Source organism: Marinobacter sp. L-80 (assembly GCF_056859395.1).
Genome location: NZ_JBSXOI010000074.1, coordinates 218,200 through 231,136 on the forward strand (window position 1 = coordinate 218,200; position 12,937 = coordinate 231,136).

General features: G+C 51.9%; 10 protein-coding genes and 1 pseudogene. 5 read left to right on the plus strand and 6 right to left on the minus strand.

Annotation, left to right across the window (positions count from 1 at the left end; genetic code table 11):
• The first annotated feature begins 63 nt into the window (after window positions 1–63).
• Genes AC13E3_RS16980 through AC13E3_RS17000 form a run of 5 tightly spaced genes read left to right on the plus strand, consistent with a single transcriptional unit; the run spans window position 64 to window position 7,709 of the window.
• On the plus strand, window positions 64–885 hold the full coding sequence (locus tag AC13E3_RS16980; protein ID WP_482902259.1) for a TnsA endonuclease N-terminal domain-containing protein: 822 nt from the start codon (window positions 64–66) through the stop codon (window positions 883–885).
• Window positions 869–2,941 carry an integrase catalytic domain-containing protein gene (locus AC13E3_RS16985; RefSeq protein WP_482902260.1) on the plus strand — a complete coding sequence of 691 codons (2,073 nt, stop codon included), beginning with the start codon at window positions 869–871 and terminating at the stop codon, window positions 2,939–2,941. The genes AC13E3_RS16980 and AC13E3_RS16985 overlap by 17 nt, the downstream gene beginning before the upstream one ends.
• Window positions 2,938–4,593 (plus strand): AAA family ATPase, encoded by a 1,656-nt coding sequence (locus AC13E3_RS16990; protein ID WP_482902261.1) that lies wholly within the window; start codon window positions 2,938–2,940, stop codon window positions 4,591–4,593. Before AC13E3_RS16985 ends, AC13E3_RS16990 begins: the two co-directional genes overlap by 4 nt.
• 13 nt (window positions 4,594–4,606) lie before the next feature.
• A complete protein-coding gene (locus AC13E3_RS16995) occupies window positions 4,607–6,145 on the plus strand; it encodes a TniQ family protein (protein ID WP_482902262.1) in 1,539 nt (512 codons plus the stop codon).
• The gene (locus tag AC13E3_RS17000) at window positions 6,099–7,709 is read left to right on the plus strand and encodes a Tn7-like element transposition protein TnsE (RefSeq protein ID WP_482902263.1); all 1,611 of its coding nucleotides are present in this window, start codon (window positions 6,099–6,101) and stop codon (window positions 7,707–7,709) included. The genes AC13E3_RS16995 and AC13E3_RS17000 overlap by 47 nt, the downstream gene beginning before the upstream one ends.
• A gap of 93 nt (window positions 7,710–7,802) precedes the next feature.
• On the opposite strand, the gene cap3 is transcribed toward AC13E3_RS17000, so the two are convergent.
• The 6 genes and pseudogenes from cap3 to AC13E3_RS17030 form a co-directional block, all read right to left on the minus strand.
• Window positions 7,803–8,264: a CBASS system CD-NTase/cGAS isopeptidase Cap3 gene (cap3, locus tag AC13E3_RS17005; RefSeq protein ID WP_482902264.1), complete on the minus strand. Its 462-nt coding sequence runs from the start codon at window positions 8,262–8,264 to the stop codon at window positions 7,803–7,805.
• The gene (locus AC13E3_RS17010) at window positions 8,239–9,120 is read right to left on the minus strand and encodes a ThiF family adenylyltransferase (RefSeq protein ID WP_482902265.1); all 882 of its coding nucleotides are present in this window, start codon (window positions 9,118–9,120) and stop codon (window positions 8,239–8,241) included. The genes cap3 and AC13E3_RS17010 overlap by 26 nt, the downstream gene beginning before the upstream one ends.
• Before the next feature lie 164 nt (window positions 9,121–9,284).
• A complete protein-coding gene (istB, locus tag AC13E3_RS17015; RefSeq protein ID WP_482902266.1) occupies window positions 9,285–10,025 on the minus strand; it encodes an IS21-like element helper ATPase IstB in 741 nt (246 codons plus the stop codon).
• The gene (istA, locus tag AC13E3_RS17020; RefSeq protein WP_482902267.1) at window positions 10,012–11,517 is read right to left on the minus strand and encodes an IS21 family transposase; all 1,506 of its coding nucleotides are present in this window, start codon (window positions 11,515–11,517) and stop codon (window positions 10,012–10,014) included. Before istA ends, istB begins: the two co-directional genes overlap by 14 nt.
• Before the next feature lie 119 nt (window positions 11,518–11,636).
• A complete protein-coding gene (locus tag AC13E3_RS17025; protein ID WP_482902270.1) occupies window positions 11,637–11,837 on the minus strand; it encodes a group II intron maturase-specific domain-containing protein in 201 nt (66 codons plus the stop codon).
• A gap of 38 nt (window positions 11,838–11,875) precedes the next feature.
• A pseudogene (locus tag AC13E3_RS17030) lies at window positions 11,876–12,802 on the minus strand (IS3 family transposase); the annotation flags it as partial.
• Between the last annotated feature and the right edge of the window lie 135 nt (window positions 12,803–12,937).

The following is a 12,937-nucleotide window of genomic DNA, read 5'->3' on the forward strand; positions in this document are numbered from 1 at the left end:
AAGGTTGGTAACTTGAGAGCGATGTGGCAAAGTTTGGCTATTCTCCTTTAAGAGCTATTGGGAATGGCCAACTACAAACTCGACAAGAAAGCCGAAAAGTGGATCAAAGAAGAACGTGGCCGAGGCCGTGGTAAAGATTACCGTCCTTGGCTGACGGTCAGAGACCTATCCTCTAAGGGGCGCTCGCACCGGGTGATGGGTCACCTGACAGGACGAACTCATCATTTCTTATCCGATACAGAGCTAGCAGCGTTCCTGTTGCTTGAATGGAACCCGGCTGTCATTGATATCCGTGAGCAATTTCCTCTCCGAATAGAAGACACCCTTTCACTGGCTGAGCAAGCTAATATCCGCCACCCTGAAGCCGGCGGATACCACCAGATCATGTCCAGCGATTTCGTGGTCGACCTCTCCAGTCATACTGGGCCACAGAGATTGGCCATTCAAGTGAAAGTCTCATCTGACCTGATGGATCCTCGAACTGTCGAAAAGCTCGAACTTGAGCGCCGATATTGGAAACTTAAAGGTATCCCCTGGTATCTGATAACCGAGAAGCAGATGCCTCGCACCATAATGGAAAATCTGGATCTTCTTTACTCGGCACGAGTTCAAAGCGAAAGCATGGAAGTCTTGTTTCAAAGCTTGCCGATCTACGTTGATATGTTGGCAGAAAACCCCAACAACAGACTTCCGGAGATAGGCATGCTGGTTGACCAATCTTACTCGCTTGAGCCTGGGACCTCGCTCGCTCGGTTACGGGCGCTAGCGGCTTTAAGAGCGCTGACGTTTGATATATCGATCCCATGGACCAAGCTGGTATCACAAGACCTGCAAGTGGTCGAGGACATCGCGTTGCTGAGAGCAAGTTATGCTGCGAATCAATGACGTCTTCGAGTTGGGGCAAGAGCGGTACCGGATATTGGCACTGGCGGGTCAGCATGCTATCTGGATACATATTGACTCAGATAAAGCCTGGCCGGAGGTGGTTACAACGGTTCAGATTGAACAGTGGATATTTGATGAAACACTTCGCCGGACAGAGGATTTACATCAGGAACTCGCCTCGTTACCTGTGGAACACGGAAGTAAAGCCCAGATAATTCGAGATCAACGGTACGAATTAATAGCCCCTTTGCTGGCTGATGAGGAAGTTTTTTACCGCAGTGGCAGGGGGCAGTTGGTTCAGTCGCGTAGCGACGAAACCGGCAAGCCGAGGAAATCGCTTTATAAATACCTTCGGCAGTATTGGCAGCGTGGCGCGATGCCCAACGCGCTGTTGCCTGATTACCGCAAATCCGGTGGAAAAGGTCAGAAAAAAAGTTCCAGGAAGAAATTGGGTCGGCCTCGAAAAATCTCGCTGGGTACTGGGGTTACCGTCGACGCCCCCATTGAAAAGATGTTCCGATTGGCGCTTGACCGATACTACGTGAACGACAAGGGCTACTCATTGCCATACGCCCATCGACGATTCATCGATATGTTCGAGGCCGCCAACCCGACTGTACGGCCAGAAGATTATCCAACACTGGATCAAATAAGATATTTTTACCGAAGGGAGTATGAGAACGCCGACCGCATTCGCCTAAGGGCAAACAAAATCTCCTACCAAAAAGATATCCGGCCGTTGATAGGGACCGCCACAGCAGGAGTGCTGGGACCCGGCTCAAGGTATGAAATTGATGCGACGATTGCGGATATTTACCTGTTATCCGCTGATCGGCAACGAGTCATTGGTCGTCCTACTCTGTACGTGGTAGTTGATGTTTTTAGCCGCATGGTGACGGGCTTTTATATAGGTTTGGAAAACCCATCCTATGTCACGGCCATGAGTGCTCTGGCTACGTCGATGTCAGACAAGTCCGAACTATGTGCCCGTTATGGCGTGGAGATTACTCCGGAGCAGTGGCCCACCGTTGGGGTGCCAGATGCGATCCTAGCCGATCGTGGGGAATTACTTGGGCACCAGATTGAATCCTTGGAGAAGGCTTTCGGTGTCCGCATTGAAATCACGCCGCCTTACCGAGGCGATGCAAAAGGGATTGTTGAGCGTTATTTCCGAACTCTTCAGGCGGAATTCAAACCCTTTGTGCCTGGTGTGGTGACAGCCACAAAAGTCAGAAAGCAGGGCGGAAAAGACTACCGGCTCGATGCAACACTGACTCTGGAAGATTTCACTCGCATCATGCTCGCCTCCGTCCTTCACCGGAACCAATTTGCGGTACTGTCGAAGTACGACCGTGACCCAGATATTCCAAACGATATGGCGTTAACCCCGCTCAACATCTGGAATTGGGGCATACAATACCGAACCGGTCGATTGAAGAATGTATCAGAAGACGCACTTCGGATTGCTTTACTGCCGCGTAACAAAGTCTACCTTTCTGATCTGGGCGTCAGCTGTTTTGGCGCTTACTACACATCGAAGGAGCTATTGGGGTCCGGTTGGCTGCATCGTAATGGAGATCGCAGAGTCACTAACCTGCAAGCAGCCTATGACCCGGCGGTGGCTGATCATATCTATCTGTTCCCCGAAAAGGGCAGTTCGGAATACTGGGTGTGCTCTCTGACGGATCGCTCACGCCAGTACCGCGGCAAGTCGATATGGGAGTTATGGGCCAGCCAGGAAGAGCAGCGAAAAGCTATCAGCGTTGCGAAAGTAGCCGAGACAATAAGCAAGCGAGACCTCGAAAACCTGGTCAGTGAAACTCTAAAAGATGCTGAGCGTTTCCGCCCAGCCATACATAAACAATCTAAAGCCGAAACAATCAGAGGGATACGCGATAATCGCAGGCAAGAGCGGGATGCTCAGAGAGACAAGCAAACAAAAGCCCGGCAGCCTGACAGTAGTAAGCCGAAATCTGATGTAACCTACCTTCATGGCAAACCAGACGACGGTGCTTTCCCGGATTTCCTGGATGAGCTGTTTGGAGATGATGAATGACTCTACCCTCAGGCATGGTGAGTGCTGTTTACCGGGAGACGGGCGTTCCGAGCTACCAGGGAAATCCGTTCATCGAGGCGTTGCCACCCATCCTTGAGCGCAAGCAGCTTAGAGACGGGCTTGGTGGGAGCATAGAGCTCCGACCGGCTGATATCTATCTCGATGGCGAGACCAGAATACATATTATCTCCCATCTTCTGGATGGCTTCTTTCAGCCGTTAGCGCGACACGTGGAACTGGAATCCAAAATCTCGATCATGCTGCGTCAGGGTTATGTTGGAAGAAATCTAGCCACCGGAGATCTCTCGACCCATATCCAGAATGGGTACGAACGCATCATGCAGGGAAACTTGTCAGCATTCCGGTTTGACCATGTTGAATCGACCGCGAAAAGCCTGGCGTTTATCGGGTGTTCTGGTTCTGGAAAGACCAGTTCACTTAATCGCATTTTGGCAACCTACCCGCAATTGATACACCACCCAGAGCATAACTTCACACAAATCGTATTTTTGAAAATTGACTGCCCGCACGATGGCTCCCTAAAGAGCCTGTGCCACAATTTTTTCCGGGAAATTGATTCCGTTTTAGCCACAAATTACGTCAAGCGCTATGCTGAAAAGCGTCATGGCGTAGAAACACTGATTGCCGTGATGTCGCATTTGGCAAATACCCACGCTATCGGGCTGCTGGTGATTGATGAGATTCAACATTTGAGTATACGGGCATCGGGTGGTGCTGAAAAAATGTTGAATTTTTTCGTGACCTTGGTGAATGAGATTTCTATCCCGGTTGTAATGGTTGGCACACCAAAAGCCAGACCAATATTTGAAATGGACTTGCGCTCTGCACGCCGCGGTGCCGGATTTGGCTCTATATTGTGGGAGCCTTTGGGAAAGCCGGCACTTGGCGAAAATGTATTGCGTACCGAATGGGGCGCGTTCACGAGCAAGCTCTGGAAATACCAATGGCTGACCAAGGCCACTGAGGAGATCTCCGACGAATTAAGAGGTCTGTGGTTTGATCTTTCTCAGGGCATCATGGACGTTGTGATCAAGTTGTTTGTGCTTGCACAAATACGTGCTGTGGTGACGGGTACGGAACGGATTACGGCCAACATTCTGAAAGCGGTCTATCAAGATGAGCTGAAACCAATTCATCCTATGATGGATGCGTTGCGATCCGGCGACCCCAGTAAAATTGCCCGCTATTCTGATCTCACGATTCCTGATATTGATAAGAAAATATTGGAACTGAGCAACTTGCTGGAATCCAGTAAGGACCAGATTCGAAAATCAATTCGCTACGGCGGCAACGACCAGGCAATCAGGCTGCACAATATGCTGGTTGATATGGGCTACGAGTCGGATTTATTGAAACCTCTGATTGAAAGTGCGTTCGAGGAAAATCCAGACTTACAGATTAAAGATCTGATGCCCATCATCCTGAACTGGTATCAGTTTTCAGAGCAATCACCACCGGCGAAAAAGCAACGAAAACCCAAATCGATCAAGGCAAAAGACTGGCATACACTCGACTCAGATGACCTTCGCTTTATGCATTCTCAAGCAGCCAACGAGGAGCAGATGCTGAAGGCTGCCCAGCAATCCGGCTTGATGTTTAGCACCGATCGGTGGCTCGCCTCTGGTGAGTAGGCGATAAATCCGTATGCTGAATTTTCCGAACCCCTACCCTGAAGAACTGCTATATAGCACATTAGCCAGGGCAGGCATTCGGCATGGGATTCTTAGCCCCAAGCAGTTGTTGGACGAAATCTATGACAACCGCAAAGTTATAGCAACGCTGGATCTACCCAATCAGCTGGCAAAGGTTGTGCGCTGGCTGCCACAGGGCTATGACCTAGAAGCAATAGCCTACCGGCATACCCTGTTCCCCTTGTATGCCCCGTTCATCCCCGAAGAGCGCCGCAAACGTTGTTTGAAATGGATATCTGGCGAATCTCAGGGTGCAGTCCACCTCGCGATGGGCGTGGCAGCTTCAATTGTGAAGGCGCCGGACCACATTCGATATTGCCCAGGGTGTCTCAAAGAGCAAAAACACTCTGTTGGCGAGTATTTCTGGCAACGTGAATGGCAAGTGGCCGGTGTGGAGTGCTGTGAAAGGCATGGAGTGTTGCTGAATACCGCTTTTAGTCGACCTCTGAAAGATCGACACCGTTATCATGCAGCGTCGCCTGGCGCATGCCCGTTGTTTCCCCAAAAGCCGGTTTGTGACGAATCAGTGAGAATTCTGGATCAAATCCGACAGCTACTGTTACAAAGGCCGACTATTTCTCCGAGCTTTGAGCAGTGGACAGTTCATTACCATTGCCTGGCTCGACAGTATGGCTTTATCCGTGGGTATTCCCAAATTGACCATACCGCTATCCTTGAGGCCGTGTCAGTCAAATGGTCTTCGAAATTTTTGCGGCGGTATCGATTGGGAATAGAAGGTCAAGCAGGCAATTTGTGGCTGCAGGCCATATTCCGAAAACACAGGAAATCTTTCAGTTACCTCCAGCACATCATTGTTCACGAAGCGCTGTTGCCGGAGTTCTGGCGTATTGGTGAAGTTATTGATCGTGTACGGAATTTACCTGTTCAATCAGCGGTGGCAATACCTACAAGAGCAAATATTGAAGCCACACCTGATTTAACGGAAGATCAGCAGGGGTGGATGAAAGCACTGGAGGAGTGGCCACCGAAAGCAGCGAGGGCTGCCAAGCCGGCGCTCTATGCAAGACTGTACCGATCTGAACGACTCTGGCTGAAACAGGTAAATCGTGATCAACAGCGAGCAAGAACAGAAAACGGAAAACAGCGAGTCGATTGGGGACAGCGAGATCGGTATTACTTGGCAAAATTGCGAGAAATACTCCGGTTTATACGATCAGGTACGTCTGGGCCCCGGCAGTCACGAACCTATCTCCTGAAATGGTTGGGGAAGAGCTCTACCCTGGAAAAGAAACTACACCTGTTGCCGCGAACTAGGCGGCTTCTGTTGCGGTATTCTGAGAGTGTTGCTCAATATCAGGTGCGTCGGTTGCAGAACGCGTGTTATGAACTCCAACAGAATTTTGAGCACCCGCCACGTTGGCGATTGTTGCGTCGTGCCGGGCTCAGTGAAATGCGACTTACCAATGAAGCATGGGACTACCTGAATGGCCTCGAAGAAAGCCACACTGCGCATCAAAGGAATCAAGGATAACAGTCGGGTTAAAGAATTCGGCTCAGTTTATCGGCGTCTGGATGGCTCAGACTGGCGTATTAATATCAGTCTAGACCCAGGCCAGCACAAAAAGAACTTTGCTATTTCGCAGCTGACGGTGCTGGCCAGGCGACGGGTTTTGAATGCGACGGAAAATTTCAAACCAGCCGGGTATCCAGCGACGATACACGTAGATGATGCAACTATGTGGTCGCATCGCAGAATACGTGAATGTCCGATCAAGAATGTCAGTGAACAGGAAGATCAGAACCAGTGGTGTTTCAGTTTTGAATCCGATGGTATCGAGTTTTTCTTGCCCCAAATAGAGCTGGCCCGTGTGCTCTTTTTTCACAGCGCCTACATGACCCGCCTCGCGATGCTTCCCAATGGATTGAGCGAAGAGTTTGATATCCAGACGGGCGATGAGCCAGACATAACAGAAATTCATATCCTGCCGACCAGCACGCTCCCTTTGAAAGCGCGTGGGGATCACGAACAGCGCAGAGTGCTGGCCTGGATCCTGCTGGATGAAGAAACTCGGAGCTCCTTCAGCAGCATCGCCCAACATCAACTAAAAGGGGGTGAAGAGTCAAATGGCCATAGACGTTGGAAGTTTCGATTTGATCCTCCGGCATTGGCGAACGTGAAGTTCACGATGCGGGGACAGTTTCAAAAGGAATCGCGGACATTCTTTGTTTATGAGATCGACAGTGTTGAGAACTTGACCGTTCAGAGTTCTACAACGGTTGAATTTTTTGATCCCAGGTTTGCAGAACAGCAGGCAAACAAGGGTGCGGGTGCTCAGGGTGCATCAGCGCCTGTAACTCAGCCACTGATTGATGACGAAGAGCTGCCGTCGCTGGACTCGGAGGAATACATTCTTGATGTTCCACCGGTCAAGCTTTCATTTTCCCAGCCAGTTATGACGACTCGCAAAGCCTATATTGGTCGTCGTCGTTCTGGCGCGGAAAAAAGCGAGGAAACAGAGAGCGAGGCAGGTGACGATCAAACAGACGTCAGTACAGACGAACCGACAATCCGAGGTCAGTTGCCGGCTGCCGGGTTTGATGCGGTTGACGACCAAAGTGATGATTTGCATCTGTACGCTCGCAAATTTGACGCATTTTCCGCCATGGTTGAACTGCTTCTAACAAAGGGGTGTCGGCAAGTGTATGGAGGCATCAGAAAGTTGCCAGTACTTGCAGGCTACTCGAAACACTTGCTAGAGGATGGTAATCCGCGATGCATATCATTTCACCTGCTGGCTAAGCGTGGTCAGAGTTATGCTCTCTTGGAGGTTGATACATCGGATAATAAAAACCGGTTGTCGACTTTGCTCTTGAAGCAACCTTCCCCACATTTCGATTGGCAGGCTGAGATAGCTACCTTAGAGCAACATTTACTCAAAAAATCATTGAATTGGCCGTCCTCGCACCTCAATTTGGTGTTTTCTGGTCATCACGAGCGCATTTCACATCCTCGAATGCCTTCAGGCAACAAAGGACTTTTAGAATCTGGTTCATTGCAACATTGGGCAGACAGGGTGCTTGCGAAGATGGTGTGAAGATAATTAGTTATCGTGCAATCCTGTTGGATAATGCGAGTCAGAGAGATTACAGAACAGATCAGCCATAGGGTTACCTCACTTTCCTACGAATTATACTTCGGTAAGTGGAATGAGTTTCCGGCCAATCTTTTTAGCGGCCCATATTCTTCGACGCCCCACAATGATTAAGATCATTGGCTCTACATCGACAAGGTTAATTGTCCAGCTACTCGTATCGGTTTGAGAAGGCGAGGGGATATCTTCAGGGTGTGTATGCCATTCACCAAGATACTGAAAAGTACCTTTAGAATTGGCAAAGGCTTTGTCTACAGCGATCTGATGGTGGGCCCCAAGGCGGTTGACAGAATGACGATTCCTGATATCGCCTTTCCCCGGCTCAGATAGCCTCTGAATGACAATGTGAGGCCCTCTGCGCTCGCCAATTAATACCCCAGCTGCCTCGTCACTAAGAGGATCTAGCTGTCTGTGATCCAATAAGCGCTCAACGACGGAAGGCATGACCACAACGAGATGCGCATCGGTATCTTTAAACGTTAGTTCGGCGTTGGCCATAACAGATTTCACAATTCGGTTGACTTAGTATGCTTCGAGGCCGCCTTGATCGGCTGCCATCAAGCATATGTTCGCTGTAGGTCCAAGGAAATTGATCCTCCAGACAATTGAGTGCGGCCTCTTGCATTAGGCCGGCAGTAATGACACTAACGGCAGCATCGTATGGTGTGTATGTACTGCCACAACTGACATGCCTTTCTGCATGTTGATCGATATCACCAAATCTAATATCGCTTTCATTTTTGTAAAATGCAGGCTCTGAGAGTAAACAGCCATAGCAGCTTTGTCCGTTGTCGATAAACACCTTTGATGCACGACCATTTCCGTCATTGAATCCGTGGATCAAAACCGGTAGTTGATCAGTTTTCAGTTCACGAACGACCGCAGCTAGACGCCTCGCAACCGGAGGACGGCCAGTTGCATCAATGATAATGTCATATTGTTCCATCGTTTCGGGTGTGATCGTGAAGTTACGCCTTTGCCCAGTAACGTTGCAGGCTATGTGGGTGGAGGAGTTGAGTGCATTGGCTAAGGCAATCGACTTGCAATGGCCGAAGTCAGAGGTTGAAAGTGGGTGGCGGCTAAAATTGTGTGGGTTGAAAGTGTCATCATCGAAAAGATGAAAATGCGCGGCTCCACAGCCGGCACCTGCACGCAGTAATAAGCTGGCGAGGTTTCCCCCAGTGGTGCCACAACCGATTAGAGCAATGCGTTTTGAGCTCAGGTCACCAATTTCGGGGCGCTTTCTGTTGCGACTCAAAATGGATTGTTTATCAGCCCTGATGACGCCAAGACGTTGAAATGTTTCGACGGCACGACCGCTCGATAAACTCGCTGCCAACGTTTTAAGCTTCACTGGGCGCCGCTTGCCTTTTTGGTGACTGCTCCTTTTTGAGTAGGTGCTTAACGATGTCGCCTTAAGGTTTATGTCTACGTAAAGTCCAACGATATCCTGTTGGTGTCAATGGCCATTTATTTTGACCCACCTTTGGCCAATAAAATTGACCCACCTTTCATAGTCTAGCTTGTTGTCTTCTGCTTCAGCCGATAGCTTTCTCCTCCCAGCATAAAGATGTGTGAATGGTGGATGACCCGATCAATGATCGGCACCGCCACGTTGTCGTCGTGGAAGAACTCGCCCCAGCTGGTGAAGTCCTTGTTGGTGGTCAGGATGATTGAACGGTATTCGTATAGGCTGTTGATCAACTGGAACAGGTTGTATCGGGCCTGCCGCGTCATGGGCAGGTAACCCAGTTCATCGATGACCAGCAGGTCGTACTTGGCCAGTTGGCTGACCCGCTTTTTCAGCTCACCCTTCATCTCGGCCAGCTCTAGTTCTTCCACCAGATCGAGAGCGTTGCGGAACAGCACCCGGTAGCCGGCCTCCACAGCTTTGTGGCCAATGCCGATGGCCAGGTGGGTCTTGCCTACACCGGGCGGACCGATGAACACCAGGTTGTTTCGCTCGTCGATGAACTGGAAGTCCAGCAAGGCATTGACCTGGCGCTTGGTAATGGTGGTCTGGTGCCGGTAGTCGAAGCCCTCCAGGCGCTTCTCCGCTGGGAACGCCGCCATCTTCCGGTTCCGGCGGATGCGTTTGTCCTGGCGCTGGGTCAGTTCGTGCTCGGCAAGCCGGTCCGCGAAGCTGAGATAGGACATCTCGTTGGCTTCAGCCTCGGCCAGCAGGTTGGTCAGTTCGTCGGCGGCCGCGCTCAGGCGCAGGCTGCGGTAACGGGCCACGGTCTGTTCAAGCTGGCTCATGGGTCACCCCCTGGCCACTGGAGCGGCCAATATGGCGGTAAGCGCTCAGATCCAGTGTTTCTTTTGGTTCCGATAGCGGTTCCGGCTGTCGCTCCCGGAGAACGGCGGCCTGGGCTGCTTCCAGATAACTTTGCAGCCGTGTCGCGGTCATGCCGGGACGCTCTGCCAGCGTCGTAATTAATGCCGGATCCACGGGCGCATGGCGCTTGAGCAGGTCACGGGCAGCCACCAGCTGGTCCTTGTAGATCTTGGGCTCGGAACGCTTGAGCTGTTGGCACAACCGTGGCCCGATGTCACTGCCGATCAGGTCGTTGATCTTACCCTCAAGGGTGGCCACCCGCTGGGCATGATCCCGGTAGTGGTGGGTGTTCTTGATTACCTTGCCTTTATCGGCACACAGAGCATGGCTGGCAATGACTTCCCCTGTGTTCAGGTCGCTGATGTGGAGTTGGCCGCCGGACTCCAGAACGCCCACCCGGGCCTGCTGCCAGGCCATGGGCACAGAGTACTTGTTGGCCTTCCAGGCGATCAGGCCGGTCTTGTCGGCTCGACGTGTCTCGTGGGCCACAGATTGCACGCAAGCTGGTGACAGGTAAGCCTCCAGGTGTTCTCGCTCATCCCGTTCGAAGCGTTCCCGGGGTGGTTCTCCGGTGGTGCCGTGGATGCGGACATTGGCTACGCTCTCAAGCCAGTCCTGCACGTGCTGGCGCACGTGCTCCTGGTCCCGGAAGACTTCACCGTAGAGGCAATCCTGCTTGACGTACTTCACGCCAGCTTCCACCTTGCCCTTGCTCTCCGGGTCATAGCCTTCGCAGGCATGGATCCGGAACCCGGCCGTGGTGGCATACTCATGGAACCGTTGGTTTAGCGTCAGTTCCCGGTACTGCTCGTTGATCACCACCAGCTTGGTCTGATCGTAGACGCACTCCTCTGGCAGGCCACCGAAGTAACGCAGGGCTTCGTCATGGAGCTGGATAAACGTCTGGGTATCCAGCGGGCGGAAGGCCAGACCCACGTACATCAGCCGTGAGAAGGACAGCACGAACACCACGAAGTGGAGAATCCGCTCTTCGCCACCGATCAGCACGCCGCGCAACTCACCCGGATCCACCTGACACTGAACACCCGGCACATCGTCCAGAATGGGTTCGTAGTAGCGCATCTGGGCTGAGGCCACTTCCTCCTTGAGCGTTCGCACATAGCGGCGAATGGAACGATCCGAAGCTGGCAACTCACCAACCTTCGCTTGCAGCTTGCGGGCAATTTTGACGGCGCTGAGCTTGGGGAATTCTTTGAGAAGATGAATCAGATAATCCCGGTGATCATCGAGGCGCTTGGTGCGTGAGGGATCTTCTATCTGTTCCGAAATCGCGCTCTCATCCATCCGCAGATACTTGCGAACGGTATTGCGGGACAACCCCAGTTCCTGACTGATGGCGCGGATCGACAACCCTTTGCCGTTATCGTGCAGTGCCTTGATCTTGTGTATCACAACCCACTCCTTCACTAACATGCCCCCGGCCATCGATAAAAGCCGGGGACAGTAGCTGGTTCTGTGGCCTGACGGCCACCCGGGGGTGGGTCAAAACTAATGGCCAGTAGTGGGTCATTTTAATTGGCCACTAACATCCGCCTTATCCACTTGTCCAAGTCCCGCAGCGGGCTCAGCACTTCGGCTGTGTCGAAGTACGCTTTCCAACCAAGCAGGGTCTCTTTCAGATCTGTGATCACCTGGGCCAGTGAGTGGCCCCGTGTTCGGCGGCTCAGTATCCGGATCTGGGTTTTCAGTTTCGTGATGGCTTTGCTGGCTATGTAATCCCCCCATTTTTAACCGCTCTTTTGAGTAGAGGTTAAGCTGCCTTCCGCAGTCTGGAAGGTGGAACTCCTCCAATAGCCGTGTTCGGTCGTTCGTTGTTGTACTGCCACAGCCACTGAGTTGCCAGAAGCTGAGCATGGGCAATGCTTTCGAACTGGTGCAAATCCAGCCATTCATGCCGTGCAGTTCGATTGAAGCGCTCGATGTAGGCATTCTGAGTGGGCTTGCCGGGCTGAATGTAGATCAGCGTTATCCGGTTTCTGTTGGCCCAGTCTATCAATGACTGTGAGATATACTCTGGCCCATTGTCACAGCGAATGGCGGCGGGCTTGCCATTCAATGGCCTGATCCAGAGCACGAATCACCCGCAGTGCGGGTAATGACAAGTCGACTTCGATGCCCAGTCCTTCCCGGTTGTAGTCGTCGATCACATTGAAGGTCCGGAACGTCTTACCGCTGACTAGTTGATCACTCATGAAGTCCATCGACCAGACCTGGTTCGATGCCGTCGGAACATCCAGCTCGCCCGGATAATCCCGCTGGATTCGTCGACGTGGCTTGATGCGTAGGTTCAGCTCCAGCTCCCGATAAATACGATACATGCGCTTATGGTTCCAGGTGTAGTCCTTCACATTGCGCAGATACAGGAAGCACAGACCAAAGCCTCAGCGTGTGTGGGTCGGGGTAAGGCGCAATAGCCAGTCAGCCAGCAGAGCGTTCTCGCCACTGAGCTTTGCCTGGTACCGATAGCAGGTCTCGCTGATGCCATACACCACGCAGGCCAAACGGATACTGATGCTATGTTTGGTCACGCCCTTTCTGGCCATCTCCCGGCGTTGAGATGGCCTTACAACTTTCCCCCCAGGGCTTCCTGACGGAGCTCGGCCTTAAGCCGCTCTTCGGCGTACATCTTCTTCAGGCGGGAATTCTCGGCTTCCAGGTCCTTCAGGCGTTTCTGTAGTGGTCAACTAATCCCGGACAGTATTTTAAGGTTTTCCTCAGCGGCAACGGGAGAAATACCACCGTTGAACGTGTGAGGTCGTTGCCGGTTGTAGTAGTCCATCAGATAGCCACCAACATCTTTTTTGGCCTCAGG